The 26598-nt window shown below is 67.9% G+C and carries 27 protein-coding genes; 16 read left to right on the forward strand and 11 right to left on the reverse strand.

Annotated features, from left to right (window positions below):
• The first annotated feature begins 6 nt into the window (after nt 1-6).
• From RCH22_RS17350 to RCH22_RS17360, 3 genes are all read left to right on the forward strand, one after another.
• Complete coding sequence (locus RCH22_RS17350) at nt 7-1065, forward strand: alcohol dehydrogenase catalytic domain-containing protein (protein WP_327014896.1); 1059 nt, start codon at nt 7-9, stop codon at nt 1063-1065.
• Nucleotides 1062-2120 carry a 2,3-butanediol dehydrogenase gene (locus RCH22_RS17355; RefSeq protein ID WP_327014897.1) on the forward strand — a complete coding sequence of 353 codons (1059 nt, stop codon included), beginning with the start codon at nt 1062-1064 and terminating at the stop codon, nt 2118-2120. Before RCH22_RS17350 ends, RCH22_RS17355 begins: the two co-directional genes overlap by 4 nt.
• 84 nt (nt 2121-2204) lie before the next feature.
• On the forward strand, nt 2205-3185 hold the full coding sequence (locus RCH22_RS17360) for a zinc-binding dehydrogenase (RefSeq protein WP_327014898.1): 981 nt from the start codon (nt 2205-2207) through the stop codon (nt 3183-3185).
• 94 nt (nt 3186-3279) lie between these two features.
• On the opposite strand, the gene RCH22_RS17365 is transcribed toward RCH22_RS17360, so the two are convergent.
• Nucleotides 3280-4365 (reverse strand): SDR family oxidoreductase, encoded by a 1086-nt coding sequence (locus RCH22_RS17365; RefSeq protein ID WP_327014899.1) that lies wholly within the window; start codon nt 4363-4365, stop codon nt 3280-3282.
• A gap of 263 nt (nt 4366-4628) precedes the next feature.
• On the opposite strand from RCH22_RS17365, the gene RCH22_RS17370 reads away from it, so the two are divergent.
• From RCH22_RS17370 to RCH22_RS17380, 3 genes are all read left to right on the forward strand, one after another.
• Nucleotides 4629-5276, forward strand: coding sequence for an XRE family transcriptional regulator (locus RCH22_RS17370; protein WP_327014900.1), 648 nt, complete (start codon nt 4629-4631; stop codon nt 5274-5276).
• 169 nt (nt 5277-5445) lie between these two features.
• Nucleotides 5446-6654, forward strand: a complete 1209-nt coding sequence (gene eboE, locus RCH22_RS17375; protein WP_327014901.1) for a metabolite traffic protein EboE — start codon at nt 5446-5448, stop codon at nt 6652-6654.
• Nucleotides 6651-7712, forward strand: coding sequence for a 2,3-butanediol dehydrogenase (locus RCH22_RS17380; protein WP_327014902.1), 1062 nt, complete (start codon nt 6651-6653; stop codon nt 7710-7712). Before eboE ends, RCH22_RS17380 begins: the two co-directional genes overlap by 4 nt.
• 21 nt (nt 7713-7733) lie before the next feature.
• On the opposite strand, the gene RCH22_RS17385 is transcribed toward RCH22_RS17380, so the two are convergent.
• Together RCH22_RS17385 and RCH22_RS17390 are read right to left on the reverse strand one after the other, a co-directional pair.
• Nucleotides 7734-8426 (reverse strand): GntR family transcriptional regulator, encoded by a 693-nt coding sequence (locus RCH22_RS17385; RefSeq protein WP_327014903.1) that lies wholly within the window; start codon nt 8424-8426, stop codon nt 7734-7736.
• The gene (locus RCH22_RS17390; RefSeq protein ID WP_327014904.1) at nt 8423-8956 is read right to left on the reverse strand and encodes a VOC family protein; all 534 of its coding nucleotides are present in this window, start codon (nt 8954-8956) and stop codon (nt 8423-8425) included. The genes RCH22_RS17385 and RCH22_RS17390 overlap by 4 nt, the downstream gene beginning before the upstream one ends.
• Before the next feature lie 173 nt (nt 8957-9129).
• On the opposite strand from RCH22_RS17390, the gene RCH22_RS17395 reads away from it, so the two are divergent.
• The 5 genes from RCH22_RS17395 to RCH22_RS17415 all read left to right on the forward strand — a co-directional run bounded on the left by RCH22_RS17395 (nt 9130) and on the right by RCH22_RS17415 (nt 14605).
• Nucleotides 9130-11316: a thiamine pyrophosphate-dependent enzyme gene (locus RCH22_RS17395; RefSeq protein ID WP_327014905.1), complete on the forward strand. Its 2187-nt coding sequence runs from the start codon at nt 9130-9132 to the stop codon at nt 11314-11316.
• Nucleotides 11316-12629: a 2-oxo acid dehydrogenase subunit E2 gene (locus RCH22_RS17400; protein ID WP_327014906.1), complete on the forward strand. Its 1314-nt coding sequence runs from the start codon at nt 11316-11318 to the stop codon at nt 12627-12629. Before RCH22_RS17395 ends, RCH22_RS17400 begins: the two co-directional genes overlap by 1 nt.
• 51 nt (nt 12630-12680) lie before the next feature.
• Nucleotides 12681-12956 carry a hypothetical protein gene (locus RCH22_RS17405; RefSeq protein WP_327014907.1) on the forward strand — a complete coding sequence of 92 codons (276 nt, stop codon included), beginning with the start codon at nt 12681-12683 and terminating at the stop codon, nt 12954-12956.
• Nucleotides 12957-13076: 120 nt separating this feature from the next.
• A complete protein-coding gene (locus RCH22_RS17410) occupies nt 13077-13931 on the forward strand; it encodes an NAD(P)H-binding protein (RefSeq protein ID WP_327014908.1) in 855 nt (284 codons plus the stop codon).
• A gap of 164 nt (nt 13932-14095) precedes the next feature.
• Nucleotides 14096-14605 (forward strand): GNAT family N-acetyltransferase, encoded by a 510-nt coding sequence (locus tag RCH22_RS17415; RefSeq protein ID WP_327014909.1) that lies wholly within the window; start codon nt 14096-14098, stop codon nt 14603-14605.
• A 96-nt stretch (nt 14606-14701) separates the two neighbouring features.
• On the opposite strand, the gene RCH22_RS17420 is transcribed toward RCH22_RS17415, so the two are convergent.
• Nucleotides 14702-15085: a VOC family protein gene (locus RCH22_RS17420; RefSeq protein ID WP_327014910.1), complete on the reverse strand. Its 384-nt coding sequence runs from the start codon at nt 15083-15085 to the stop codon at nt 14702-14704.
• Nucleotides 15086-15184: 99 nt separating this feature from the next.
• On the opposite strand from RCH22_RS17420, the gene RCH22_RS17425 reads away from it, so the two are divergent.
• Both RCH22_RS17425 and RCH22_RS17430 read left to right on the forward strand, forming a co-directional pair.
• The gene (locus tag RCH22_RS17425; protein ID WP_327014911.1) at nt 15185-15748 is read left to right on the forward strand and encodes an isochorismatase family protein; all 564 of its coding nucleotides are present in this window, start codon (nt 15185-15187) and stop codon (nt 15746-15748) included.
• 145 nt (nt 15749-15893) lie between these two features.
• A complete protein-coding gene (locus tag RCH22_RS17430; RefSeq protein WP_327014912.1) occupies nt 15894-16094 on the forward strand; it encodes a hypothetical protein in 201 nt (66 codons plus the stop codon).
• 43 nt (nt 16095-16137) lie between these two features.
• Here the strand turns inward: RCH22_RS17430 and RCH22_RS17435 are convergent, their stop codons facing one another.
• Nucleotides 16138-16956, reverse strand: a complete 819-nt coding sequence (locus RCH22_RS17435) for a shikimate 5-dehydrogenase (RefSeq protein WP_327014913.1) — start codon at nt 16954-16956, stop codon at nt 16138-16140.
• An 88-nt stretch (nt 16957-17044) separates the two neighbouring features.
• A complete protein-coding gene (locus RCH22_RS17440; RefSeq protein ID WP_327014914.1) occupies nt 17045-17902 on the reverse strand; it encodes a PhzF family phenazine biosynthesis protein in 858 nt (285 codons plus the stop codon).
• Between the two features lie 58 nt (nt 17903-17960).
• Here RCH22_RS17440 and RCH22_RS17445 point away from each other — a divergent pair, with 58 nt between their 5' ends.
• Complete coding sequence (locus RCH22_RS17445; RefSeq protein WP_327014915.1) at nt 17961-19349, forward strand: alpha-amylase family glycosyl hydrolase; 1389 nt, start codon at nt 17961-17963, stop codon at nt 19347-19349.
• A 138-nt stretch (nt 19350-19487) separates the two neighbouring features.
• On the opposite strand, the gene RCH22_RS17450 is transcribed toward RCH22_RS17445, so the two are convergent.
• Complete coding sequence (locus tag RCH22_RS17450; protein ID WP_327014916.1) at nt 19488-20177, reverse strand: DUF2461 domain-containing protein; 690 nt, start codon at nt 20175-20177, stop codon at nt 19488-19490.
• A gap of 103 nt (nt 20178-20280) precedes the next feature.
• Here RCH22_RS17450 and RCH22_RS17455 point away from each other — a divergent pair, with 103 nt between their 5' ends.
• Complete coding sequence (locus RCH22_RS17455; protein WP_327014917.1) at nt 20281-20877, forward strand: hypothetical protein; 597 nt, start codon at nt 20281-20283, stop codon at nt 20875-20877.
• Nucleotides 20878-20914: 37 nt separating this feature from the next.
• Here the strand turns inward: RCH22_RS17455 and RCH22_RS17460 are convergent, their stop codons facing one another.
• On the reverse strand, nt 20915-21358 hold the full coding sequence (locus RCH22_RS17460) for an Lrp/AsnC family transcriptional regulator (RefSeq protein ID WP_327014918.1): 444 nt from the start codon (nt 21356-21358) through the stop codon (nt 20915-20917).
• 191 nt (nt 21359-21549) lie between these two features.
• Between RCH22_RS17460 and ald the strand changes: the two genes are divergently transcribed.
• Nucleotides 21550-22665: an alanine dehydrogenase gene (gene ald / locus RCH22_RS17465; RefSeq protein WP_327014919.1), complete on the forward strand. Its 1116-nt coding sequence runs from the start codon at nt 21550-21552 to the stop codon at nt 22663-22665.
• A gap of 187 nt (nt 22666-22852) precedes the next feature.
• On the opposite strand, the gene RCH22_RS17470 is transcribed toward ald, so the two are convergent.
• From RCH22_RS17470 to RCH22_RS17480, 3 genes are read right to left on the reverse strand one after another with little or no spacing between them, the layout of a single operon-like run.
• On the reverse strand, nt 22853-24349 hold the full coding sequence (locus tag RCH22_RS17470; RefSeq protein ID WP_327014920.1) for an alpha-amylase family glycosyl hydrolase: 1497 nt from the start codon (nt 24347-24349) through the stop codon (nt 22853-22855).
• 42 nt (nt 24350-24391) lie between these two features.
• The gene (locus RCH22_RS17475) at nt 24392-24877 is read right to left on the reverse strand and encodes a DUF1003 domain-containing protein (protein ID WP_327014921.1); all 486 of its coding nucleotides are present in this window, start codon (nt 24875-24877) and stop codon (nt 24392-24394) included.
• A 25-nt stretch (nt 24878-24902) separates the two neighbouring features.
• Nucleotides 24903-26507, reverse strand: a complete 1605-nt coding sequence (locus RCH22_RS17480) for an APC family permease (protein WP_327014922.1) — start codon at nt 26505-26507, stop codon at nt 24903-24905.
• Nucleotides 26508-26598 lie beyond the last annotated feature (91 nt).

The raw sequence follows: 26598 nt of genomic DNA on the forward strand, positions 1-26598 counted from the left end.
GCGCCGATGCGCGCCGCCGTCTACCACGCTGATCACGATGTCCGCCTCGAGGAGGTGCCCGTACCCATCCGGGCTCCGGGCGAAGCCCTCCTCGAGGTGCTGCGCAGCGGCATGTGCGGAACAGACGCCACCGAATGGAAGGCCGGCCCGCTCACCTTCCCGGTGCAGCACCGCCACCCCGTCACCGGCCAGGCCGGGCCGATGATTCCCGGCCACGAATTCGTCGGGAAGGTCCTCGAGGTCGACGAGTCGAGCCACTTTTCCGTCGGCGACGTCGTCGCGAGCGGTGCGGGTGTGTCCTGCGGCGTCTGCGAGCGGTGCGCGGAAGGTCGCACGAATCTCTGCGACCGGTACTACACCCTGGGGCTGAACACCGACGGCGGTATGGCCGAGTTCGTCTCCTGCCCGGAGAGCACCCTCGTCCTCGTTCCCGAGGGGCTCACGATCGACCTCGCGGGCCTCGCACAGCCGCTCGCCGTCGGCCTGCACGCCGCCCGTCGGTCCGGGGTGCGTGACGGCGACCGCGTGGTCCTGATCGGGGCGGGGGCGATCGGCTCCTTCGTGCTCGCAGGGCTGAAGTCGCTCGTGTCTGCCGACGTGACCGTGATTGACTTCCCGGGGGCGCGACTCGAGCGAGCCCGTCGCCTCGGCGCGACACGGGTCGTCGAGGCAGGTGCGGATGCCGCCGCCCGCGTCGCCGAGGCCATCGGGCCATTCGGCGCCGACGTCGTGATCGAGGCGAGCGGAGCCCCAGGACAACTGAACAACGCCCTCGCCATGGTGCGCAAGGGCGGAACCATCCTGCAGGTCGGATTGCCATCCGCCGAGCAGCTGGTCGACATCCATTCGCTCGTCATGCGCGAGATCACCGTGCGGACGACGCTTGCGCACGTGTGCGGCACCGACCTCGCCCCTGCTCTGGGTATTCTGGCGACGACCAATCTGGGCACCGAACTTCTCGACTCTGTCCGACCTCTTGACGACCTCGCCGAACAGCTCGAGCGACTCGCGACGGGCCGGCTCGAGGGCAAGGTACTCTTCGATCCACGACAAGGGACAGCATGAAGGCAGCAGTTTTCCACGGCGCGCACGACATCCGCATCGAAGACGTGGACGGGCCGCCACCCCTCGGCAGCCTCGACGTGCTGCTGCGGCCGTACTGGTGCGGCATCTGCGGCACAGACCTCCACGAATACGCCATGGGGCCGATCGTCATTCCCGCGCACCCGCATCCGCTCACCGGGGCCACCGCCCCGCAGATTCTCGGGCACGAGTTCTCGGCGGAAGTGCTCGAGGTGGGTTCCGGCGTGCGGTCGGTGCGCGTCGGCCAGCGGGTGTCCGTGATGCCGCTGCTGTACTGCGGCAGCTGCTACTACTGCCGCCGCGGCCTGAACCACCTGTGCCAGTCGATGGCCTGCGTCGGCCTGAGCTTCGCCTCCGGAGGAATCTCGGAACTCGCGGTCGTTCCGGCCAGTCACGTGAGCGTGCTGCCCGATTCCGTCTCCGACCTCCAGGGCGCCCTCGTCGAGCCGGGAGCCGTGGCCGCATACGGAGTCGACACGGCGCAGGTCCGGCCGGGGGACACCGTGCTCATCACCGGCGCCGGTCCGATCGGCGCGCTCGCCTCGCTCTACGCCTCGGCGCTCGGTGCGCGCGTGTTCATCTCCGAGGTCAACCCGACCCGCGTCGCGCTCGCGAGAAGCCTGGACGTGGGCGAGGTGATCGATCCGTCCAAGATCGACGTCGCAGCCTGGGTCAAGGACCAGACCGAGGGAATCGGTGTCGACGCGGTGATCGAGTGCTCGGGCAACGAACGGGCCCTCCAGACGGCCATCGCCTCGGTGCGCTCGGCCGGGCGCATCTCGCAGACCGGCCTGCACACCAGGCAGGCGGCCATCGACCCCATGGTGCTCTCCGAACACGACATCACCCTCGCAGGCACCTGGTGCTATCCCGTCACGGACTGGCCGCGCATCATCGACCTGATCGCCCGCGGCCGGTACCCGGTCGAGAAGGTCGTGAGCGCCCAGATCAGCATGGCGGATGTCGTCGAGAAGGGCTTCGAAACCCTCCTCTCGCCGACCGGCGACCAGGTCAAGGTCCTCGTCAACGCACGCTGACGTCGATTCATACTGCTGACTTCGATCCACACTGATGCGCACCCCTCGCGCACCTTCTCCCGTCCCCACGATTGGAATCCCGCTATGAAAGCGCTGCGCTTCGCGGAACAGAATGTTCCCCGGATTGACGAGCTGCCCATCCCTGCGATCGGAGCCGACGAAGTGCTTGTCGCCGCGCGATCCGTCGGGGTCTGCCACTCCGACATCGACCTGCTCGAGGGTCGGTACATCATCCCGTTCGAGTACCCGATCATTCCCGGCCACGAATGGTCCGGTGAGGTGGTCGCGGTGGGAAACCGGGTGCAGGACTTCGCGGCCGGCGATCGAGTCGTCGGCGAGTGTGTCATAGGGGAGGACCACTTCGGGTTCTCGATCAGCGGTGCGGCAGCGGAGTTCTTCGTGGCCAGGCCCGAATGGCTGCACAAGCTTCCCGCGAGCGTGTCGTACACGAACGGCGCGCTCGTCGAGCCGTTCAGCGTGGCGTTCTACGCGCTGATGCGGGTCGGGAACGTCAACGCGAGCGATACCCTCGTCGTGCTCGGTGCCGGACCGATCGGACTCGCCGTCACCGCGGCCGCCTCGGCCCTCGGCGCCGTGACGATCGTCGTGGAGCCTTCGCCCGAACGCCGCGATGCCGCGCTGCGACTCGGTGCCAGGCACGCCGTGCACCCGGACGATATCGTCGAGTTCCTGAACGAACAGACGGACGGGCGCGGAGCGGATGTCGTCGTCGAGGCGAGCGGCCGGCCGGCCGTCATGGCCCAGGCACTCGAACTCGCCGCCTTCCGGGGCCGGATCGCATACATCGGCATCGACGTCGGGCGCGAGGCGCCGGCGAAGCTCGGGCTCATCCAGTCGAAGGAGCTCAAGATCACCGGTTCGGTTGGCTCGCCCGGAGTGTGGCCGGAAACCCTGCGCTTCCTCGCTCACACCGGAATCGACCTGAGTCCGCTCGTCACCCAGAGGTTCGGGGCCGCCGACGCCCTGGGCGCTCTGGAGGCCGCGCACCACCCGGCGACCACGATCAAGGCGCACATCGAATTCGACGCCGTGCTGCCCGCATAGCGAACAGGACTGAACGACGAATGTCCCGGACGAGCTGTGCTCGAGCGGGACATTCGCCGTTCGGGGTGACCTGAGGGAAGACGTGCTGACCGGCCTACGGGATGATATTCGCAGCGCGGTACCGCTCCACCTTGTCGAGGAAGCTGTCCGTCGTGGACCGGAAGCCGAGGAACCCCGCCTGGCGGCTCTTGTTCATGTCGGTGAAGCACTCGATGTTGCGGCCGAGGTCGCTGTCGGTGTGCCACCACGAGGCCAGGCGGGTGACGTCGGTTTCGACGAGTCCTTCCCGTTCGGCAATGGCGCTCCAGACCTCGTCCTTGCCGGCCATCTGCACGGTCAGCGGGCGGGGTTCGCCCTCGAAACCGGCCCAGGGCACATCGAAGATCGCGGCGACCCGCGGCCAGAGCCAGCGCCAGCGGAAGACGTCGCCGTTGGCGATGTTGAACGCTTCGTTGGCACCCTCCGGGTGCGTGCCGGCCCAGATGATCTGCTCGGCGAGCAGGTCGACGTCGGTGACGTCGGTGACGCCGTTCCACTGTGTGGCTGACCCGGGGAAGGTGAACGTCAGCCCGAGTTCCTTGCAGATCGCGGCGTTGACGGACAGGGTCAGGACCATGTTCATCGCGTTGCCCGTGGCGAAACCGAAGACGGTGTGGGCGCGGTGCACGCTCCAGGTGAAGCCGTTGCGGGCGGCGGACCCGAACAGCTCGTCCTCCTGCGCGTAGTAAAAGTTCGGCTGCGGCAGCCGTGGCTCGTCCTCGTGGAACGGGGTCTCCGCGGTGACGCCGGTCGCATAGTTGTCGAACGGCCCGAGGTAGTGCTTGAGCCCGGTCATCAGGGCCACGTGCCTGACCGACTCCTCGCCGTCGAGCGCCGCGAGCACGTTGCGCACGAGGGCGCTGTTGACCTCGATGTTCTCGGTTTCGGTATCCCGCTTCACCCACGCCGTGATCACGACGAGTTCCGGGCGGGTGCCCGTGAGCGCGGCGGCGAGAGACTCGGGGTCCAGGAGGTCGGCCGTCACGGAGGTGATTCCCGGAGCCTCGGAATGGCCTCGCCTCGAGAGGCCGGTCACGTCCCAGCCCGCGTCGACCAACTGCTTCGCGACCGTCTGGCCCGTGATTCCCGTCGCTCCGACGATGAGCGCACGCTGCCGGGGGACTGTTGAGGGGGATGTCACAAGTCGATCCTTTCCTGATGGGCGGGACTTCCTTGTCGCCGTCCTGAGGTGTTTAACGTTACTTAACAATGGGTTTCCCGGCAAGCCGCACAGGAACCGCCGGAACCGACGATTTGGCCCTAGTGGCGGGGTATTCGGGGCTTTTGCTGTGTATATTTGACCGTACTCACCTTTTTTTCCGGAGCGTGGGGTGTATAGCCGGGCTTCAATGATGATGCGAGGCAGGTCCTCGTCGTTGTCATGCTGATGTGTGACAGGGGAACATGATGGACAATTTAGGGTCTCGGCTGAAAGACATCAGGCTCAAGGCCGGCCTGACGCTGCGCGAACTGGCCAGGCAGGTCGACGTTTCGCCCTCCTTCGTGTCCCAGATCGAGAACGGCAAGTCACAGCCGTCCGTTGCGACCCTGTATGCTTTCGCCCAGTTGCTGAACGTGTCCGTCGACGACCTGTTCGAGAGCAAGCCGGCCTTGGACTCTGCCGTTCCTGCAGTCCATCCGGGAGAGGTCCTGAACCGGGGCGACGTGACGAATCCGTCGGAGGCGTGGCATCCGTCCGAGTATGCGAACCGGGTCTCTGTGGTGCATCCATCCCATCGGTCGCGGCTCAACATGGCCGCAGGGGTCAATTGGGAACGTCTCGCCGCGACGCCGGAGCGCGACGTCAACTTCATGAAGATCGTCTACGCGCCGGGGGCCACGTCGACGGACGAGGGTGACACCGTCACCCACGCCGGCTACGAATACGGCTATGTCATCGCGGGTGAGTTGCAGGTGACGATCGGCGACGAGGCATTCACGCTGCATGAGGGCGAGTCGCTCGGCTTCGATTCCTCGATCCCGCACAGCCTGAAGAACACCGGAACCGTTGACTTCCATGGAATCTGGTTCGTTCACGGTACGCACGCGTAGGTGATCCGCGCCGGACGTCAGTGGCGTGGTTGACAGCGGTCACGGAGACGTCGTAGCCTGTGTGTTAAAGAATACTTAACAGATGTTCACTCTCGTCTTCGATGACGACACCCTTCCTTGAATCACGACGATGTGAGCCGGATGACCGGCGGAAAAGGACCAGACCTCCATGGATCTCGGACGCGGCCTCGGCCACCTGTCATATTCCACACTCGTGCACGCGGGCGACACCTGGCCGGAGATGAAGGAGAGCCTGCATGCCTTCGTCCCAGCCGTCAAAGCCCGGGTCTCGCCCGATCAGCGCTTCGGCGTCTCACTGCGCATCTCGGCCGACTCGGCGAAGACCCTCGCCGCAAGCCCCGGAGAACGGGCAGAGCTCCGGACATTCCTCGACGACAACGACATGTATGTCTACACGGTGAACGCGTTCCCGTATGGGCCGTTCAAGGGCGATCTGGTGATGGAACGGGTCTATGAACCGGACTGGTCGACGGACGACCGGGTCGCGTACACCAACTCGGTCGCGGACATCCTCGCGGAGATCGCTCCGGCGGACGTGAGCCCCAGCATCCAGACGGCCCCGCTCGCCTTCGCTCCGAATGTCACGGACGATGACTACGTCGCTCGGTTCACCACCAACCTGTTCCGGGTCGTCGCCCACCTCGTCGACCTCGAGGCGCGCACGGGACGGCGGGTCAAGCTCGCCCTCGAGCCGGAGCCCGCCTGCTTCCTGGAGACCACGGTGGAGACCGTCGCGTTCTTCACTGATCGGGTCTACTCGCCGCAGGGCATCGCCGAGCTCGCCCGGCTCTCCGGGCTGCCCCTGTCGGAGGCCGAAGGCGCGATGGGCCGCTACCTCGGCATCGTCTTCGACATCGGCCACCAGTCCGTCGGATTCGAGGACATCCCGGCCTCACTCCGCAGCCTGGTCGACGCCGGGATCCCGATCTTCAAGCTCCAGGAGGCGGCGGCGCTCTGGGTCAGGGACCTCACTCCGGCGCTCGTCCCGCAGCTGCGCGTCTTCACCGACACGATTTACCTGAGCCAGACGACGATGCGCCAGGATGGCGCGGTCACGAAGTTTCTCACCCTCGGCGACGCGCTCGACGCGTTCGAGGCGAACCCTGTGCCCACCGAGATCCGCACCCACTTCCACGTTCCGGTCTTCCTCGAGGAACTCGGCCCGTTCGTCACGACGCGGTTCGCCGTGCAGCAAGCACTGCAGATGCACCGTGAGACACCACTCTCCGACCACCTGGAAATCGAGACGTATACCTGGGACGTGCTCCCGGCGCACCTCAAGACCGGCGACATCACCGACTACGTGACCCGCGAGCTCGAGTTCGTTCGCGGCGAGTTGCTGGACCCCCGTCCATGAGGGCCGCCGTCTTCCACGGAGCCGGCGACATCCGCGTCGAGGAGGTCACGGCTCCTACGGCGCCGCGGGCCGGCGAAATCCTGGTGAGGCCGTTGTGGTGCGGTATCTGCGGCACCGACCTGCACGAATACGCGCAGGGACCGATCGTGATTCCGCGGGAGCCGCATCCGCTCACCAGTGCGTGCGGCTCGCAGATTCTCGGCCACGAGTTCTCGGCCGAAGTGGTCGAGGTCGGCGCCGGAGTGACTTCGGTGCGCCCCGGCGAGAGGGTATCGGTGATGCCGCTGCTGTCCTGTGGGCACTGCTTCTACTGCCGAAGGGGGCTGAACCACCTCTGCCGAACCATGGCCGCCGTCGGGCTCAGCTACCAGTGGGGCGGCATTGCCGATCTTGCCATCGTGCCCGCTGCGAACGTCACGGCGCTCCCCGACGGCGTCTCCGCGTTACAGGGCGCCGTCGTCGAACCCGGCGCTGTCGCGGCGTACGGGGTGGACACCGCCCGTGTGCGCCCCGGCGACAACGTGCTCATCACCGGGGCAGGCCCGATCGGTGCGCTCGCTTCGCTCTACGCAGCCTCGCTCGGGGCGAACGTCTTCGTCTCGGAGGTCAATCCGGTGCGCGCCGCGCTTGTGCGCAGCTTCGACGTCGGAGTGGTGCTCGACCCGACCGCCGTCGACGTGCCGGGCTGGCTTCGCGACCGGACAGACGGCATCGGTGTCGACGCGGTGATCGAATGCTCGGGGAACGAGCGGGCGCTGCAGGCGGCGATCGCCTCGGTGCGTTCTGCCGGGAGGATCTCCCAGACCGGGCTGCACACGAAGGCTGCGGCCATCGACCCCATGGTCATCTCCGAGCACGACATCACGATCTCGGGCACCTGGTGCTTCCCGGTCACCGACTGGCCGCGCATCATCGACCTGATCGACAGGGGCCGGTACCCCGTGGAGAAGGTCGTGACAGCCCAGATCGCACTGAAGGACGTCGTGGCCCAGGGGTTCGACACGCTGCTGTCGCCGACCGGCGACCAGGTCAAGGTGCTCGTGCGCGCCGGCTCGTGATGACAGGTCCCGAGTAGTCGCCTACTGAGCGAAGAGTGCCGGATGTGTGGACAGTTCGAGCCTGGTGCGGCGGATGTGGCCGGCCAGCATCCGTTCGGCCTCGTCTCCGTCGCCGCGCCTCAGCGCCCCGACGAGCAACTGGTGTTCGTAGTGCACGGCGCGGTTGACATCGGGCCCGATCAGGGTCGTGAAGGCGCGTCGATAGTGCTGGGTCGAGTTCCATAACCGGTGGATGGTCTCGCCCAGGATGGACGTCACGGCGCCGGAGTAGGACAGCAGGTGGAACTCGCGGTCGAGGCGCAGGAACGTTTCGACGTCCGTGCCGGCTTGCATTTCATCGGCGAGCTCCTGAAGGCGGCCGAGCGTCTCCGGCGACAGATTGGGCACGCTGTAGCGCAGCAGCAGGGGTTCAATGCGCTCGCGGATCTGGTACATCTCCTCGCACTCCGCGAGGCTCAGGTGGGAGACCCAGGCGCCGGTGTTCGCGACGAGGGTGACCAGGCCATCGGATTCCAGGATGCGTAGCGCCTCGCGAACGGGGAGCCGGCTCGCGCCGAACTGTTCGGCGACGTCCTCCTGGCGGATCCGGGTGCCGGGGGTGTAGGCGCCGGACAGGATCTCGTCCCGCAATCGCGTGGCGATACGGCTGCCGGCGCTGCCGTCGCGGCTGGGGGCGCTGGCCATGGGGTCCGTCCGGTCGGTGGTGTCGGTCATTCGGCTGGGTGGGCCGGATGCCACAGTTTAGTGGCAGCATCCTTTTCGTAAGCCTTGCCGTCCGGGTAGCTCAGGAGCTCGAACTGCATACCCCAGGGGCTGCGGAAGTAGACCCAGCGCTGGCCGGTGCTCCAGCTGGAGCTCGACGTCGGTTCGCCCATGATCTCCACGCCGTGTTCCCACAGGTGCTCGAGGGCGGCATCGAAGTCGTCGACGTAAAAGGCCAGGTGATGCCCGCCGATGTCGCTGTTCCTCGGTTCGGGAGCTGCTTCATTCGCCGGTTCGTACTGGAAGACCTCGAAATTCGGCCCGTGACCGCACCGGAAGAATCGGAGTTCGCGCATTACCGTGCGCGGGTGCACGCCGAGGTGCTCGAGCATCCACTCGTCGTCGGGGTGGGCAAACGGCCCGAGCGAATAGACGAGCTCGCAGCCGATCACGTCGACCAGGAACCGCTCGGCCTCGTCGAGGTCGGGGACCGTGAAACCGATGTGTTCCGTACCGCGCAGACCGGGGATGCCATGGGCCATCGAGAACTCCTTTGTTCGACGTCGATTTCTCTCATTGTATCCAAAGACTTGAATTGTACCCGTCCTGATCGGAGATATTGCAAAGAATCCTTGGCATTGGATTCAATCAACGATACAGTGTTGGTCACATGTAGTCGATCCCCGTGGTCGACACGACCAATGGAGACCGGCACATGCCTGAACGACGACGTTTGGATCCCGTGGCCCCGTGGGTCGAACTCAGCACCACGGCGCAGGACTGGGCGAGTGCGGACCCGGCACTCCTGGCCACCATCCTCGGCCAGCTGCATCTCATCCGTGCCTTCGAAGAAACCGTGCTCGAACTCGCCGGCGAGGGCCTCGTGCACGGGCCCGCGCACTCCAGCATCGGCCAGGAGGGCGGGGCGGTTGGCTCGATCGTCGGCCTCGGGTCGACGGATGCGATCAACGGCTCGCACCGAGGACATCACCAGTTCCTCGCCAAGGCGATCAACCATGTCTCCGGTGGCGACCTCGACCCCACGGCGCTCGTGACCGCGGACATTCAGACCGTGTTGCAGCGCACCCTCGCCGAGATCCTCGGGCTCGCCCAGGGCTACTGCCGGGGCCGTGGCGGCTCGATGCACCTGCAGTGGTTCGAGGCCGGTGCGCTCGGCACCAACGCGATCGTCGGCGGCGGCGTTCCGCTCGCGGCCGGCAACGCCTGGGCCCAGAAGCACGCGGGCACGACGGATGTCACGGTGAGCTACTTCGGGGACGGCGCGACCAACATCGGCTCGGTGCTGGAAACGATGAACCTCGCTTCGGCGTGGAAGCTGCCGCTTGCCTTCTTCATCGAGAACAACCTCTACGCTGTGTCGACCACGGTGGCCGAGTCAACCGGTGAGCCCCGGCTCTCGGCCCGCGCGCTCGGGTTCGGCATTCCCAGCTGGCGCGTCGACGGCATGGACCCGCTCGCCGTGCACCTGGCGACGAAGGAGGCCGAGCAGGTGATGCGGTCCGGCCAGGGACCCGCTGTCGTCGAGGTCGAGGTCTACCGCTTCTTCCACCAGAACGGACCGTACCCGGGCAGCGCCTTCGGCTACCGGACCAAGGAGGAAGAGGTGGCCTGGCGGGCCCGTGACCCGCTGGACCGGGTCGCCCGCGAGATGATCGCGCTCGGCCAGATCGACACGGCCGGCATCGCCGCGGTGCGCGAGCAGGCCCAGTCCGCGATGCGGGATGCAGTGGCCCAGCTGCTCGAGGCCGACCCGGAGTCGGCGGGGAAGCGCCGGATTCGCCCGGAACTCTGGCCGGACGTCGACTTCGTCAATGTCGGAGTGCGGGGCGACGCGAGCGAACTGACTGGCCTGCGCACGCTCGAGCCGGCCGAATACCGGGGCGAGCTCGAAACGAAGAAGTTCGTCGACGCCGTCGCCGGCGTGATGGACCGCCGCATGGCAGAGGACGCACGGATCGTAGTGCTCGGCGAAGACGTGCACCGCCTCAACGGCGGCACGAACGGCGCCACCAAGGGGCTTGCGAAGAAGTTCGAGGGCCGGGTGCTCGGCACGCCGATCAGCGAGAACGCGTTCGCCGGCCTCGGCGGCGGGATGGCGCTCGACGGGCGCTACCGCCCGGTCGTTGAATTCATGTATCCGGACTTCATGTGGGTGGCCGCCGACCAGGTCTTCAACCAGATCGGCAAGGCGCGGCACATGTTCGGCGGCGAGAACCCGGTGCCCCTCGTGTTGCGCACGAAGGTCGCGATGGGAAGCGGCTACGGCTCGCAGCACCTGATGGACCCCGCGGGCATCTTCGCGACGAGTCCCGGCTGGCGCATCGTGGCACCGTCATCGGCGGCCGACTACATCGGCCTGATGAACACCGCGCTGGCCCTGCAGGACCCGGTTCTCGTCATCGAGCATGTCGACCTCTACGCCGAAAGCGGCGAGGTGCCCGCGGGCGACCTCGACTACTTCATCCCGCTGGGAAAGGCGGCCCTGCGCCGCAAAGGCGACGACGTCACCGTGATCAGCTACCTGTCCATGGTCAAGCACTCCCTCGAGGCCGTCGAACTGACCGGTATGAGCGCCGACGTCGTCGACTTGCGCTGGCTCGATCGGGCCTCGATCGACTGGGACACCATCGGCACGAGCATCCGCAAGACCAATAGCGTGCTCATCGTCGAACAGGGGGCTCGCGGCACGTCGTATGGCGCCTGGCTGTCCGATGAGATCCAACGCCGGTTCTTCGACTACCTCGACCAGCCGGTCGAACGCGTGACCGGCGGCGAGGCAAGCCCGAGCATCTCACGCGTGCTCGAGCGGGCGGCAATTGCGCGTACCGAGGACGTCGTCGCCGGCCTTGAGATCATCAAGCTTGGTCTGGGAGCCCGCTGATGGCAACGCTCGTGCGCATGCCGGAAGTGCTCGCCAACGCCGCCGAAGCCGCCATCCAGACCTGGCTGGTGAAGGTGGGCGACACTGTGGCGATCGGCCAGCCGCTCGCCGAGATCGAAACGGAGAAGGCGGTCGTCGAGTACCGCGCCGAGACGGAAGGAGTGCTCGCGCGCGTCATCGTCCCGGAGGGCGTGCCCGTCGAAGTGGGCGTGCCGATCGGCGTGATCGCCGCCGTCGGCGAGGCGGAGTCGGACATCGATGCCTTCCTCGCCGGGGACGTCCCGGAACAGGCAGGGCCGGCGACCCCGGTGACGGCGACGCCGGCCGGAGTGGTCCCGGCCGAATCGACCCCGGACGGGGCGCATGCACCGCTCGTCGCAGCCAACGGCCAGCGTCAATTCGCCAGTCCGCTCGTGCGCCGCATCGCCAGGGAACGCGCGCTCGACCTGTCCCGCGTCGTCGGCAGTGGCCCCAACGGGCGGATCGTGCGCCGGGACCTCGACACCCTCACGCCCGCGCCCGTGACTGCAGCCGAGTCCCGGCCGGAGCCCGTCACGCCTGTGGCGTCTCCTGCGGTGTCCGTTCCAGCGGCACCCTCGGTCCGCACCGCCGGCACATCCGTGGTCGACGCCTCCGGGTTCACTGATGTTCCCCACACGGGGATGCGACGGGCGATCGCGCGCCGCCTGACCGAGAGCAAGTCGACGGTTCCACACTTCTACATCACGGCGGACTGCCGCGTCGAGCGCCTCCTCGCCCTCCGCAGCGAGATCAACGCGACGTCGCCGCGGAAGATCTCGGTCAACGACTTTGTGGTCAAGGCCGTCGCGGTGGCGCTTGTCCGGGTGCCCGCGGCGAACGTCATCTGGACCGAGACCGCTACGAGACGATTCGAGCACGTCGATCTCTCGGTGGCGGTGTCCACCGAAACGGGACTGCTCACTCCGGTCCTGCGTGGCGTCGAGGGCCTCACGCTGACGAGCATCAGCGAGAGGGTCGCCGACCTCGCAGGACGGGCGCGACAGGGGAAGCTGAGGCAAGAGGAACTCGAGGGCGGCAGCTTTGCCGTCTCGAATCTCGGCATGTTGGGGGTCGACCAGTTCTCGGCCATCCTGAACCCGCCGCAGTCCGGCATTCTCGCCGTCGGCGCCGCGAAACAGCGGCCGGTCGTCGACGCGGGACAGCTTTCGGTCGGCACCGTCATGACCGTCACCCTCTCGGCCGATCACCGTGTGGTCGACGGTGCGGTGGCCGCCGAATGGATGGCGCAGTTCGTGGCCTGTATCGAGAATCCACTCTCTATAATCATTTGATGTCGGCGGGCTCTGATGGCCGTCGACTTCCCCGTGAGCAAAGGCGCGCATATGGATACCCGACTCGAACGTCTCGTAGCAGAGCGGGCATCCCTCGCCGCGGAATCGGAACGGCTGGCTGCACTCCTCGCGGCAGAACGGAGCGGCAGGGCGCTGCGAGCGATCTCCCTCGCCTACGGGACGGGCTGCAAGGATGACTTCGAGCGGGAGCGCCAATGCCGCGCGGATGAAGAGCAGATGAAGCTCGTACGTTCGCGCGCCCGCGCCCTCGATCTGCAGTACAGCCAGCTGGCCGCTAGCGCACATGCCGCCCGCGAAAGCGGGTGAATCGTCGTTCTGTCGTGCTCAGAACGACGATTCACCCGCTTTCGCGCCAGGGAAAGCGGGCGCGGGAAGGTCCTCGGCCGTCCCGTGGTTGACTCTGACACGCCACCGAAAGGACAACACATGTCATACATCGTCACCGCCACCTCGGGTCGCCTCGGCCACCTCATCGTCGAATCCCTCCTCGCCCGCGGCGCGGCCCCGGAGAGCATCGTCGCGACAGCCCGCAACGTCGACAAGCTCTCGGCTCTCGCCGCACTCGGCGTGCGCACCGCAGTCCTCGACTACGGCAACCCCGAGACCGTGACCGCCGTCGTCGAACCGGGCGACGTGCTGATGCTCGTCTCCGGCAGCGAGGTCGGCCAGCGCGTGCCGCAACACACCGCCGTCATCGCGGCCGCCCAGGCCGCCGGCGTCGGCCGGATCGTCTACACGAGCGCCCCGAAGGCCTCGACCTCCGCGCTCCTGCTGGCCCCGGAACACAAGGCGACCGAGGAGTTCCTGATCGCGTCAGGGGTACCCTTCACCATCCTGCGCAACGGTTGGTACACCGAGAACTACACCGGCGAGATCGGGAAGGCACGCCAGGTCGGCGAGATCGTCGCGAGCGTCGGCGACGGCCGGGTCGCGAGCGCGAGCCGGGCCGACTATGCGGATGCCGCGGCCGCGGCCATCCTCGACGACTCGCTCGCGGGCCAAACCCTCGAGCTCTCGGGCGACCACGCCTGGGACTTCGCCGAACTCGCCGCCACGATCGGAACCCTCATCGACTCATCGGTGGTCTTCCGGAACCTGACACCCGCAGCACACGCGGAGCTGCTCGCGTCCTTCGGGCTCGACGAGGGCACGGTCGGCTTCGTCGTTGGTCTCGACGCCAACATCCGGGACGGGCTGCTCGGCGACACGAGCGGCGACCTGGCCCGTCTGATCGGACGGCCGACGACGCCGCTCGCGGAGGGCCTCGCCGCGAGCGTCTAACCTCGCCTGTCCCGGCCCGGCCATGCCCCGGGGGTGGACGCCACGGCATCCGTCCCGGCCGCGCCCCGGGTGGACGCGACGGCATCCGCCCCGGGTCGGTAGGCTGTGCGATTGCAGAGATCGCACGGCACACACCCGAGCAGACGCAGACGAAGGACCCGACGATGAGTGGCAGTACCGAACGCCTGTTCCGTTTCGAGCGGGTGGAGTGGGACGACCCGCGCGCCGCCCTGCTGCGCGCGCGGATGGACGTGGAGATGACCGCGCGCTACGCCGGCCCGGGCAGCCCCGCACTCGATGACGCCGTGACCGCGGCGCTCAGGATCGACCCCGCCGACATTCTCGCGACCGTGCTCGTGGTCGACGGCGACGGCACCCCCATCGCCCACGCGGCCCTGCGCACGCACGATGGCGACTGGGAGGTCAAGCGCGTGATCGTCGCCGACGACCAGCGCGGGCGCGGGGTCGGCCGTGCGCTGATGAACGAGCTCGAGCGCATCGCCCGCGTCGCCGGCGTGCCGCGCCTCATCCTGCAGACCGGCAGCAAGCAACCGGATGCCGTCGCCCTCTACGAGAAGATCGGCTACACGCCGATCCCGATCTACGAACCGTACATCGAGGCGATCCCGCACTCGTTCTGCTTCGAGAAGCTGCTCGCTGACCTGCTCTCCTGACCTGCTCGCCTGACCTCTCTCCGAAATAATTCGACGGGGTCACGAGATCAGCCTGGGAAGCTCCACGAGCTGGCACGAAGCGGGTTCGGGTGCGCGTCAGGCAGGCTTCGCGTACCGGCCGATTTCCTGAAGCGCCCAGGAATTGCCGTCAGGATCGCTGAAGTACGCGTACTTGACGCCACCCATGTCGTGGATCTCGGTGATCTGCAGGCCACGGTTCACGAGTTCGTCCCGCGCCGCGCCGATGTCGGAGACGACCAGATGCAGGTTCTTGACCGTGCCGTGCTCAGGTCCGTTCCCCATGCCGGTCCCGATGACCACGGAGCACGCCGAGCCCGGCGGGGTCAGCTGCACGATCCGCATTCCGTTGCCGGGCTGCACATCGTGATCCAGGTGGAAGCCGACAACATCCACGTAGAAGTCCTTGCTCCGTTCGACGTCCGCAACGGGCAACGGCACAAGCTCCAGTCGCATGTCCATGGTCGTCACTGTATCAAGGAGCGACAGCCACTCGCAGCGAACGGCGGCGCGGCGTAGCGTGGCCTGTTGACACCGACCAACAGCTTCTGAGGAGGAACCGTGACCACCCTCGACAACCGGCCGAACACCGCCCTGCTCGTCATCGACGTCCAGACCGGTTTCGTGAAAGACGCCTACGACCGGGACGCGATCGTCGGGAACGTCAGCACCGTCGTCGACAAGGCGCGAGCCGCCGGCGTCGACCTCATCTGGGTGCAGCACCACAACGACGACCAGCCTCAGGGGAGTGCTCCCTGGCAGCTCGTACCCGAACTCGTGCGCCTCAAGGCGGAACCGCTCGTGCACAAGGCGTACGCCGACGCCTTCGAGGACACCGACCTCGAGGCAGTGCTCGCCGAACGCGGCATCGGCGGGCTTGTGATCGCCGGTGCGCAAACGGATGAGTGCATCCGGTCGACGCTCCACGGCGCGATCGTCCGCGGCTACGACGCCATCCTCGTCAGTGATGCCCACACCACCGAGGACCTGAGCGGCTACGGTGCGCCGCCGCCGGACCTGGTGATCGCCCACACCAACCTGTACTGGGAATACCACACGGCTCCCGGACGGACAGCGGGCACGGTGACCACTGCCGACCTTGACTTCACGGCGCCGTCCTCCTGAGGCGGCCGGGCCGGCGGACGGAAACAGCGCTTTGCTCGAGGCTGGGAAATCGCCGGGACGGCCGTCCGTGGCCCGCCGGGGCGCAGCACACTGGACGCCGAGAGCGGAAGCTCAAACCTCGCACAACCCGAATGTGGAGTGACGAATGGGAAGGATTACGCAGGCCTCGATGGTGCGACCGGGCCGGATCGGACGGCGAGTCGGCGTCGGCATCCTGGCGGCGGCGCTCATCGTCGCCGGTGTCACGGCGGCCGCGCCGCGCGCCGAGGCAGAGGTCCGGACAGTCGCAACCGCTGCCGTAGCCGCGCACTGCGTGTCAGAGAAGGTCCCCGCTGCCGCACCCTGAACGGCGTCAGGGGCGACCTTGATTCCTTTGGCGCCGCGCTCCTCTACTGACGCGAGAAAGCGGATGCCGCCGCGATCTGCTCCGGGGTCGGCCGTACCCCGGTGTACAGCTCGAACTGGTGAGCGGCCTGCAGCGCGATGGCCTCGGCCCCGGTCACGACCCGCTTCCCGGCCGCACGGGCCGCGCGGATCAGGGGCGTCTCTGCCGGAAGGGCGACCACGTCGAAGACGGTCGTGGCGGCGTCAACGGTGCCGAGCGGGTACGCGAGGCTCGCGGATTCTGCGCCACCGCTCATCCCGATCGGGGTCACGTTGACGATCAGCGGCGCGATCTCGGCTCCCGGGTCAGGCAACCACCGGTAACCGAGCTCGTCCGCGAGCAGGCGACCGCTGGTCTCGTTGCGGGCGATGATGGTTCCCTCGGAGAAACCGGCATCCCGGAACGCCGCACCGACGGCCTTCGCCATTCCACCGCTGCCGCGGAGCAGGAACGGTGTGCCCGGATCGATGCCGTGCTCCGCGATGAGGGCCGCCACGGCCAGGTAGTCGGTGTTCGACGCCTTCAGGACCCCGTGGTCGTTGACGATGGTGTTCACCGAGCGGATGGCCGTCGCGGAGGCATCCATCTCATCGACGAGCGCGATGACGTCCTCTTTGAAGGGCATCGACACGGAGCAGCCGCGGATGCCGAGCGCCCGCACGCCGCCGATCGCCGCAGTGACGTCGGTTGTCGTGAACGCCTTGTAGATGAAGTCGAGGCCGAGCTCGTCGTAGAGGTAGTTGTGGAAACGGGTGCCGATGTTGCTCGGGCGGGCCGCGAGCGAGATGCACAGCTGCGTGTCCTTGTTGAGCGCTGGTTTCATGGTTCTTCTCCCGGGATGAGGTGCGGTCTTTCCACGGTAACCCGGACGCCCCGTCCGAAGGTTCAGGACGGGGTTGAGGAGATCGGGTTCAGGAGATGACCGAGGCGGTCCCGGACACCACGATGCCGCCGGTCGCCGGGACGTCGACGGTGAGCAGGCTCGGTCGCCCGACGTGACGGCCTTGCCGGATCAGCACTCGCGCCGGGGCATCGACCAGGCCGAGCGCGCGGAGGTAGCCGCCGACGGAGGCCGCCGCCGAGCCCGTCGCCGGGTCCTCGGTCATGGTTCCGACCGGGAAGAGGTTTCGCGCCTCGAAGTCGAGCGGCCCCAGCACGCGCAGGGTCGTCACGGTGCCCGCCCAGCCCTCTGCGTCCATCAGGGCACGCACCTGGGCGGGGTCGAACCGGAAGCCGTCGAAGGTCGCCGTCTCCGCGAAGACGAGCACCGGGTGCACGTTGCCCGCGAAGGCGAGCCGGGGCGGGTAGTCCGGGTGCAGGTCGGCGGCGTCGACGCCGAGCAGCCGCAGCAGGTGCTCGAGCACGGATGCCCCGATCGGCTCCACCCACGGTTCGACACTCGTGAACGAGGCCACGATCCCGTCAGCGGTGCGCCGGGTGGCGATCCTCACCTCCCCGATCTTCGTCTCGAACACGAACGCATCTGCGTCACCGCGGCCGGCGAGCGCAACGGCGGTCGCGATCGTCGCGTGACCGCAGAACGGTACTTCCGCCGTAGGCGAGAAGTAGCGGATGCCCGCCCGGCCCGGATCCTGCGGGGTCGGCGGCCGGGTCAGGAACGCGGTCTCCGCGTAGCCGAGCGACGCCGCGATGCGCTGCATCTCGGCGTCGCGGAGGGTGCTCGCGTCGAGCACGACACCGGCGGGGTTCCCACCGGTGGGCTCGGCGGCGAAGGCGGTCAGGCGCAGGATCTCGGTCTCGTCGGACATGCTCAACACCCTAGGCCACCGGTGCGACGCCGCCCAGGGGAGTGCAAAGCTGAGAGACATGATGATCAGCAACACGGATGCCGCCGGGCGAGTCGAACCCGACTGGGTGCGCCACGCGATCTGGTGGCAGCTGTACCCGCTCGGATTCGTCGGCAGCTACCCGATCGCACCGGGCGAACCCGTCCCCACGGCCGGCGAGCACCGCCTGCTGCGGATCGTGGCCTGGCTCGATCACGCGATCGAGCTCGGCGCATCGGGCGTTGCCCTCGGCCCGGTCTTCGCCTCGACGAGCCACGGCTACGATACGAGCGACTACTACCGCATCGACCCGCGCCTCGGCGATGACGCCGACTTCGACACCCTCGTCGCCGAAGCGCACGCCCGCGGGCTGCGCGTGCTCCTCGACGGGGTGTTCAACCACGTCGGCCCGGATTTCCCGCGCTACCGTGAGGCGCTCGAGCTGGGCCCCGGAAGTGCCGCGGCCGCCTGGTTCCAGGCCGGAACCCGGGCCGGCCTCCCGGGAGGCGAGGCCGGTTTCGGAACCTTCGAGGGGCATCCGGGGCTCATCAGTCTCGACCACGGCAACCCGGAGGTCGCCGACTACGTGACCGGCGTCCTCGAGCACTGGCTCGACCGCGGCGCGGACGGCTGGCGGCTCGACGCCGCATACGCGGTCCCCGCCGAATTCTGGGCCAGGGTCTTGCCGCGGGTGCGGGAACGCCACCCGCAGGCGTGGTTCCTCGGCGAGGTCATCCACGGCGACTACCCGGCGATCGTCTCGGCGGCCACCCTCGACTCCGTCACGCAGTACGAGCTCTGGAAGGCGATCTGGAGCAGCCTCAACGATCACAACCCGCACGAGCTGGCCTGGTCGCTCGGCAGGCACAACGGCTTCCTCGACAGCTTCACCCCGGCAACCTTCCTCGGCAACCACGACGTCACCCGGATCTCGACCCGCCTCGAGGATCCGCGGCACCTCGCGCACGCGCTCGCCGTGCTCTTCACGACCGGAGGGACTCCGTCGATCTATGCGGGGGACGAGTACGGCTATGCGGGCCTGAAGACCGAGGAGTACGGCGGCGACGACGCGATCCGGCCGGAGTTCCCGGCGGACGGCCCTCCGGCGCTGACCGACACTGAACGCGCGGTCTTCCGGCTGCACCAGGACCTGATCGGGCTGCGCCGGCGGCATCCGTGGCTGCACGAGGCCCGAACCCGCATCCTGGACAGCGGCGCCGACCACCTCGTCTACGAGGCGCGGGCCGGTGACGACGCGCTCGTCGTCGCGCTCAACCTCGGCGATCAGCCGTGCGGCGTCGACCTGGGCCGCTCGGGGCTGGCCCCGCTCCTGCCCTGGGGCACGCCTGCGCCCCAGGGGCCGCGTGCCACGATCGCGCCACACGGCTGGCAGGTGTTCGCGCCCGCGGCGGACGACTCGGCACGGTAGACCCGATGCGGTCAGGGCCGGTCGGGTGCTGCAGGCCATGCTGGCGATGACGAAGATCGAGATCCGTGTGCTCGAGGCGGCATAAGACCGTTCGTAGCGGCATCCGCCGGGCGCCCGCCCGAAGCGGCGCGGCCCCGGTCAGTGCCGCCGCTCGAGGCGGAGCGTCGCCAGCGGCACATTCAGGAAGTCGATCAGGGGTGTCAGCGCCTCGAAACGTTCGATCACGAGCGTGAGGAAGGCATCCGTTTCGGCAACCGATGCAGGCAGGGTCGCACGGGCGGCCCACTGGCGGCGGCGCAAGAGGTCGACCGCGGGGTGATCGACGGGGTATCCGCGCGGCGGACGCACGAGCGGATTGCCGTCCGCGGGGTCGAACATCCCCGTGAGGCGGGGATCGGCGAGCAGGGCGCGAAGCTCCCCATGGTGCGCGACGATGTGGTCGCGAATCGCCGTGAGCTGCTCGGGGGAGGGCGCATAGCTGCCGCCCGCGACCAGGACCTCGTGGCCGGACACGCTGAGGAAGTAACCCGCACCGGTCTTCTCCGACCCCCCCAGCGGCCAGGACGCGGCGACGTTCGTCTTGTACGGGGACTTGTCCTTTGAGAACCGCACGTCGCGGTAGATGCGCATGATCGCCTTCTGCGGCGGCCGCACGTGCCCGGGCGCGAATCCCGCGAGGGACTCGTTGACCCGGTTTACCAGGTCGAGCATCGGCTCCCGGACCTCGCTCAGGTACACCGGCTTGTGTTCCTCGAACCAGCCCCGGTCGTTGTGTCCTTCCAACTCGCGCAGGAACTGCAGCGCCTCACCGGAAAAGTGCGTCGTCATGATTTTGCCTCCTCTCGTAGTCTGGCAGCACCGGTGGTCGGGCTGGCGCCCGAAAGCGGTCGAACGCTGGTCAGCGTCAGTGGCCCATGCTATTTTTTGCGACATGGAGCAGAGAGAGCTATTTCTTCAGTCGGATGCCGCGTTGCGCTCCGTCATCGACCGGATCACGCCGGAGCAGCTGACCCTGCCGGCTCCCGCGGAGTGGACCAGCAGAGAGAATCCCACCATCAGGGACATCCTCGCCGCGCACGCACGCGACGAGGCCTGGGTCGGGGACGTGCTCGCGGGCCGCACCATCGAGGAGGTCGGTGACCGTTTCAACGGCGATCTGCTCGGCGCGGACCCGATCGCGAGCTACGACCGGCTCAACGACGCGGCCACAGCCGCCGTGCTCCAGGACCTCGATCCCGCAGCGATCGTGCACCTCCAATATGGCGACTACCCGCTCGCCGAGTACCTGCAGCACACGAGCATCTACCGGGCCTTCCAGGCGTGGTCGATCGCGAACTTCCTCGGCCAGGAGTACGCGCTGCCGGCTCCACTGGTCGACTTGCTCTGGGAGCAGATCCTGCCCCAGGTGGACGACTGGCGCCAGTATGGCGTCTTCCCTGCCGAGGTCGAGGTTCCCGCCGACGCCGACAAGGAGACCCGGCTGCTCGGCAAGACCGGCTTCTGGAAGCCCAGCCGCAGCGCGGACTGACCGGCGCCAACGGACGGGGTCCCTCGGCGCCCGGCTGCTACTTGCCCGAGGAGAGCCCGTTGTAGTGGTGCTCGAAGACCAGGCTCGTGCGCGTCGATGCGACCGCGGGGTTCGCCGACAGGTTCTCGAGCACGAAGTCGCGCACATCGTCGGAGTCGCGGGCCACGAGATGGATGATGAAGTCCTCGGTGCCGCCGAGGAAGAAGACCTGCACGACCCGCGGCATCGCCCGGATCTCGTCCCGGAACGCCGGGATCTGCGTGCGCGCCCCCGAGCGGATGCTGACACTGATCAGGGCCTGCAGGCCGAGCCCGAGCGCCTTCGGGTCGACGAGCGTCGTGAACCGGGTGATGATGCCGCGCGTGACGAGGGAGCGCACCCTGGCGATGCACGTCGATTCCGCGATCCCCGCGGCGGTCGCGAGGCGGCTGTTGCTCATCCGCGAGTCGGCCTGGAGGAGGGCCACGAGCGTATTGTCCACGGTATCGAGTTCATCGCCGCCCCGAATCCTCTTCGTTTCCGTCATGCGTGGGCCCCTCTCAACTGAATATCGCGCTGTCTTTCGACCAAGTATCGCGGATTCCACGCTTGTCACGCGCACGAAACGAATACCAAGCATTATTTTCCCTATCCACCGGTAAGTCCGGCCATCAACCGCAGACGGAGCTCCCTATGAAGGTCGGCATCCCCACCGAGATCAAGAACAACGAGAATCGCGTGGCCATCACTCCGGCCGGCGTGCACGAACTCGCCATCCGCGGCCACGAAGTCCTCGTGCAGGCGGGCGCCGGCATCGGCTCCGGGTTCAGTGACGACGCCTTCCGCGTCGCGGGCGCGGCCATCCTCGGCACGGCCGCCGAGGTCTGGGCGGCCGCAGAGCTGCTGATCAAGGTCAAGGAACCCATCGAAGCCGAATACCCCCTGATGCGTGACGGGCAGGTGCTCTTCACCTACCTGCACCTCGCCGCGTCACGCCCGACCACGGATGCCCTCCTCACCTCCGGCACCACGGCGATAGCCTACGAGACCGTCCAGCTCGCCGACCGCAGCCTGCCACTGCTGTCCCCGATGAGCGAGGTCGCCGGGCGCCTCTCCGTCCAGGTCGGCGCGTACCACCTGATGAGCGCGAACGGCGGAAACGGCATCCTGCTCGGCGGCGTCGCGGGCACCCCCAAGGCGAAGGTCGTCATCATCGGCGGCGGGGTCGCCGGCGAGCACGCCGCGGCGAACGCCCTCGGTATGGGAGCGGACGTCACGATCATCGACCTCTCGATCGCCCGGTTGCGGCAGCTGGAGAACCGGTTCTCCGGCGCCATCCAGACCCGCGCGTCCACCCGCTACGAGATCGCAGAGCAGGTCCGCGGCGCCGACCTCGTGATCGGCTCCGTGCTCATCCCCGGGGCGCAGGCGCCGAAGCTCGTCACCGACGCCATGGTCGCCACGATGAAGCAGGGTTCCGTGCTCGTGGACATCGCGATCGACCAGGGCGGCTGCTTCGAGGGATCCCACGCCACGACCCACGACAGGCCCACCTTTGCCGTGCACGACAGCATCTACTACTGTGTCGCCAACATGCCGGGAGCAGTCCCCGCGACGTCGACCCGCGCGCTCACCAACGCGACCCTGCCCTACGTGATCGCGATCGCCGACAAGGGCTGGAAGCAGGCCATCTCCGACGATGCCGCACTCGCCAAAGGCCTGAACGTGCACGCGGGCCGCATCACGAACGAGCATGTGGCCGCCGCGTTCGGCGCCCCGGTTCTGACCCTCGCGGAGATCGTCGGCTAGCAGCCCGCCCGCCCGCTCGCGGCATCCGCCCCCGCCCAGCCCCGCACCGCCCCCACATCCGCTCGCCCCGCCGGGAGAGTGCACTTTTGGCCCTTGAAACCGTGCCTTAACGGCCGTGCCTTAACGGCCGAAAGCGCACTCTCGCGAGCGGCCGCGAGCGATGCACTCCGTTGAGTTGGCCAGGGGGTCAGGCGGTGTCGGCGGTCCAGGCGGCGAGGGACTCGACCGTGTCGAGAACTTCGCTGCCGTCGGCGTCCGCGAGCTGGATGCGGAAACTCGTCGCGCCCGGCGCGGTGCACACCGTCAGGACCGCGCGGGAACCGTCCGCGGCGTTCGCCCAGCGCAGCTCGAGCACGTCCCTGCCGTAGGCCGACCAGGTGAACTGGCCGTCGAACGCGGGATGGGCGGAACGGAGCCGGACGAGGCCGAGCTGGGAGCGGGTCACGTCGCTCGCGAGCGCCTCCTCGACCTCGGCGGCCGGGTAGCGGTGCCGGTTCACGTCGCGCCCGCTCCCGGTCTCGGCGAACAGCTCCCGGTCGTCGAAACCGCCGAGCAGGCCGACGTAATAGGTCTGCGGGCGTCCGGGCAGGAAGTGCTGCACGGCCCGCGCGACCAGATAGGCGACGACGTCACCGCCGAGCGTGCTGAAGAACGTGGCGTTGATCTGGTGCGGCAGGGTCGACCATTCCGGCACGACCGAGGCGACGGATGAGTGCCCGTGCGTGGCCTCGGCGGCTCGCGCGAACACCTCCGCCATTTCCGCCTCGCTCAGCAGCCCCGGCCGTCCTCCGGCCGGACCGGCGTCGATCACGCCGATGCCATCGTGGGTATCGAGCACCGTGACCGCGTTGGCCGGACGGATCTCGAACCAGTCGGCGAGGCGGTCGACCGTGCCGGTGCCCAGGGAGTGCAACAGGAGCGGCGCGAGCGCGAAATCGTAGACCCAGTCGACGAGGGGCGCGATCGCGAGCTGCTGGGCGTAGTGCCCGTGCACCTCGACGAGCACGGCGAGGGCCTCCGCGCGAGCGAGGTCCGTGACGACCTCGACGAAGGCGAGGGTCTCCGGGGTCATGAAGCTGTCGGTGCCCGGGGTCTTCACGGCGTAGCCGACCGCGTCGAGCCGCACCGTCGATACGCCGCCGTCGGCGAGCACGCGGAGCACCCGGCGCAGGTAGGCGATGGCGACCGGGTTGGCGACGTCGAGGTCGACCTGGCTGGGCAGGAACGTCGTCCAGACCAGATGCCGGGAGCCGTCGGACCCGCGGTACCCAGTGAAGGGCAGTCCCGGCCGCGGTCGGTAGAACGCCGTCAGTTCGGCCTCGGTTGCGCCGCGCGGAAAGACGGTGCCATAGGTGAGGAACATGCCGTCCCAGGGCGACTCCGCGCCGCGGGCCAGCCAGTCGGTGAACTCCACCGAAGACGCCGAGACGTGGTTGACCACGAGATCGGCGGTCAGCCCGCGGCCGCCGGCGAGATCGCGGACCTCAGGCCAGGTGCCGAGGCGCGGATCGACCGCAGTGTGGTCGACCGGGTCGAAACCGGCATCCGCCCCGTCGAACGGCACGTAGAACGGCAGCACGTGCACGCTGCCGAAGGCCCGCAGGGGCCCGTCGAGGAGCGCGGCCAGCGCGGGGATCGTGCCGCCGATGCGGTCGGCGTAGACGAGGAGTTCAACGTCGGTCACAGGTACCTGCCTTCCCCAGAGCCGCCACCCTACGCCGCGCGGTCAACTCGGGGGTGAACCGAGAGGCGCTGCGGTGACCGGGGCGACGGGAGCGACTCCGACGATGTGGGCGTGGATTTCCTTCGTGAGCTCATGAACGCGCCGGGTGAGCTCGGTGTTGGTGAGCAGCTCCTTGTCGCTCATCTTGAAATCATGGTCGGCCTTCGCTTGCTGGAATCCGGCCTGCCGGTTCTGGCCGATCATCACGAACGTCGAGAGGAAGATGGCCTCGAGCGACACGACGAGGGTCAGGGTCGGCCACGGGCTCGGTTCGAAGAACAGCATCCAGCCGGCGAACACGACGGCATGCAGGTAGACGAACCGCATCGATCCCGCGAAGGCCGTGACGGCATCCGCAATGCGCAGCTGCACACTCGCTGCACGACGCTTCGCCTCAGCGAGCACGATCGGGTGGTGGTCGCCGGTCGCCAGGATGTGCCTGGGGAGGACGGACGACAGGTGCGGGGTAGCCGCGGTGCTGGTGCTCATGCCCCGAGGCTACCCGGCGCGCCTGCTATTCGGGCACGACCAGTGCAGGGGTGTCCTGGCGCAGTGTCTCGCCGCGGAAGAAACTCGGCCTGGCCAGGAAGGTGAGGCCCATGACGGCGAGTCCGAGCACGAGCAGGCCGACGCCGATCACGAAGACCAGTCCGATCCCGAAGAGCTCCGAACCGCTGCCGAAGTCGGGGCTCCAGGCGCTCACGGCGGTCTGCACGAACACGACGGTGAGGATCAGTCCACCCGCCGCCGGCACCAGGAGCCGCATGAAGAAGTTGCGCACGCTCGAGAACAGGCTCTGGCGGAAATACCAGACGCAGGCGAAGGAGGTGAGTGCGTAGTAGAAGCAGATCATCAGCCCGAGCGACTGGATGGTGTCGTTCAGGACGTTGACGCTGATGATCGTCATGACGGCGTAGAACCCGGCCGCGATGGACCCGGCCGCGATCGTCGCGAAGCCGGGCGAGCCGAAGCGCTTGCTGACCCTGGCGAAGTGCGGCGGGAGGGCGTGATAGTGCGCCATCGACAGCAGGGTGCGGGCAGGGGAGGCCATCGTCGACTGCAGCGAGGAGGCGGAACTGGCCAGCACGGCCATCGACATCAGGATCGCGACCGGGCCCATCACGGGTCCGGCGATCGCGGCGAAGATGTTGCCCTGGTTGTCCGGGTTGCTCAGGCCGATTCCCTCGGCGCCGACACCGGACACCATCATGGTGGCCACGATCAGCACGAGGTAGAGGCCGAGCACGACGAGGGCGGTCAGGGTACCCGCCTTGCCCGCGGTTCCCTTCGTTCCCTTGGTCTCCTCGTTCACGGTGAGGCAGACGTCCCAGCCCCAGTAGACGAAGATCGCGAGGGAGATGCCGGCGGCCAGCTGGCTGAAATTGTCGACCCGGGTGGGGTCGAACCAGGTCCAGTCGAAGGCAAGCGCGGTGGTGGACGCACCGTTCGTCGCGTTGACGATGGCCGAGACGCTGAAGATGAGAAGGACGACGATCTGGAAGCCGACCATGCTGTACTGCACGAGCTTGGTGGCGTGCAGCCCGCGGTAGCTCACCCAGACGGCGAGGGCCACGAAGACGAGACAGGTTGCGATGTTGATGCCGGTGTTGTCCGCGAGCGAGGCGAGATCCGGGTTGGCGAAGACCTCGCCGAGAAAGACGTAGAAGAAGCTGACGGCCACGCCGGCGAGGCTCGAGAGCACGATGATGTTGGCCGCGAGCATGCCCCAGCCGCTCATCCAGCCGACGAAGGGACCGAACGCCTTGGTGGTCCAGGTGAAGGAGGTTCCGCTGTCGGGGGAGTCGGCATTGAGCTCCCGGTAAGCGAGGGCGACGAGGATCATCGGGATGAACGCCAGGATGAACACGGCCGGCAGCTGCTTGCCGACCTCGGCCACGGTCGCGCCGAGCGAGCTTGTGAGGCTGTACGCCGGGGCGACGGAGGAGATGCCGAGCACGACGACGGCGAGCAAGCCGAGCTGCCCGCCTTTGAGGCCCTTCTTCGTGATGCCGTGCTTGCTCCCCGCCGCGTCGTGCAGCGTTGAGCTGTGCACGAGGTGGATGTCGGTGAACGGCTGCGATGAGGTCGGCGCCGATCCTCGGGTGGACTGCTGGGTCATGTGTGGTCCCTTTCCTGGGGCCGGGCGCATCGACGCGCGAACGGCCCATTCGGGTACTGCGGTGTATCCGATGGACTAAATGAATCGAGTT

The organism is Cryobacterium sp. GrIS_2_6 (genome assembly GCF_035984545.1).
Classification (GTDB): domain Bacteria; phylum Actinomycetota; class Actinomycetes; order Actinomycetales; family Microbacteriaceae; genus Cryobacterium.

What these genes read in the sequence shown, in the direction of transcription:
- RCH22_RS17385 (WP_327014903.1), bottom strand. Translation starts at nt 8,426, where the DNA reads ATGACCGACACCACCGACCGGACGGACCCCATGGCCAGCGCCCCCAGC.
- RCH22_RS17415 (WP_327014909.1), top strand. Translation starts at nt 14,096, where the DNA reads ATGAGTGGCAGTACCGAACGCCTGTTCCGTTTCGAGCGGGTGGAGTGG.
- RCH22_RS17395 (WP_327014905.1), top strand. Translation starts at nt 9,130, where the DNA reads ATGCCTGAACGACGACGTTTGGATCCCGTGGCCCCGTGGGTCGAACTC.
- eboE (WP_327014901.1), top strand. Translation starts at nt 5,446, where the DNA reads ATGGATCTCGGACGCGGCCTCGGCCACCTGTCATATTCCACACTCGTG.
- RCH22_RS17380 (WP_327014902.1), top strand. Translation starts at nt 6,651, where the DNA reads ATGAGGGCCGCCGTCTTCCACGGAGCCGGCGACATCCGCGTCGAGGAG.
- RCH22_RS17435 (WP_327014913.1), bottom strand. Translation starts at nt 16,956, where the DNA reads ATGAAACCAGCGCTCAACAAGGACACGCAGCTGTGCATCTCGCTCGCG.
- RCH22_RS17445 (WP_327014915.1), top strand. Translation starts at nt 17,961, where the DNA reads ATGATGATCAGCAACACGGATGCCGCCGGGCGAGTCGAACCCGACTGG.
- RCH22_RS17390 (WP_327014904.1), bottom strand. Translation starts at nt 8,956, where the DNA reads ATGGCCCATGGCATCCCCGGTCTGCGCGGTACGGAACACATCGGTTTC.
- RCH22_RS17475 (WP_327014921.1), bottom strand. Translation starts at nt 24,877, where the DNA reads ATGAGCACCAGCACCGCGGCTACCCCGCACCTGTCGTCCGTCCTCCCC.
- RCH22_RS17410 (WP_327014908.1), top strand. Translation starts at nt 13,077, where the DNA reads ATGTCATACATCGTCACCGCCACCTCGGGTCGCCTCGGCCACCTCATC.
- RCH22_RS17450 (WP_327014916.1), bottom strand. Translation starts at nt 20,177, where the DNA reads ATGACGACGCACTTTTCCGGTGAGGCGCTGCAGTTCCTGCGCGAGTTG.
- RCH22_RS17420 (WP_327014910.1), bottom strand. Translation starts at nt 15,085, where the DNA reads ATGGACATGCGACTGGAGCTTGTGCCGTTGCCCGTTGCGGACGTCGAA.
- RCH22_RS17430 (WP_327014912.1), top strand. Translation starts at nt 15,894, where the DNA reads ATGGGAAGGATTACGCAGGCCTCGATGGTGCGACCGGGCCGGATCGGA.
- RCH22_RS17480 (WP_327014922.1), bottom strand. Translation starts at nt 26,507, where the DNA reads ATGACCCAGCAGTCCACCCGAGGATCGGCGCCGACCTCATCGCAGCCG.
- RCH22_RS17370 (WP_327014900.1), top strand. Translation starts at nt 4,629, where the DNA reads ATGATGGACAATTTAGGGTCTCGGCTGAAAGACATCAGGCTCAAGGCC.
- RCH22_RS17355 (WP_327014897.1), top strand. Translation starts at nt 1,062, where the DNA reads ATGAAGGCAGCAGTTTTCCACGGCGCGCACGACATCCGCATCGAAGAC.
- ald (WP_327014919.1), top strand. Translation starts at nt 21,550, where the DNA reads ATGAAGGTCGGCATCCCCACCGAGATCAAGAACAACGAGAATCGCGTG.
- RCH22_RS17405 (WP_327014907.1), top strand. Translation starts at nt 12,681, where the DNA reads ATGGATACCCGACTCGAACGTCTCGTAGCAGAGCGGGCATCCCTCGCC.
- RCH22_RS17440 (WP_327014914.1), bottom strand. Translation starts at nt 17,902, where the DNA reads ATGTCCGACGAGACCGAGATCCTGCGCCTGACCGCCTTCGCCGCCGAG.
- RCH22_RS17350 (WP_327014896.1), top strand. Translation starts at nt 7, where the DNA reads ATGCGCGCCGCCGTCTACCACGCTGATCACGATGTCCGCCTCGAGGAG.
- RCH22_RS17360 (WP_327014898.1), top strand. Translation starts at nt 2,205, where the DNA reads ATGAAAGCGCTGCGCTTCGCGGAACAGAATGTTCCCCGGATTGACGAG.
- RCH22_RS17400 (WP_327014906.1), top strand. Translation starts at nt 11,316, where the DNA reads ATGGCAACGCTCGTGCGCATGCCGGAAGTGCTCGCCAACGCCGCCGAA.
- RCH22_RS17455 (WP_327014917.1), top strand. Translation starts at nt 20,281, where the DNA reads ATGGAGCAGAGAGAGCTATTTCTTCAGTCGGATGCCGCGTTGCGCTCC.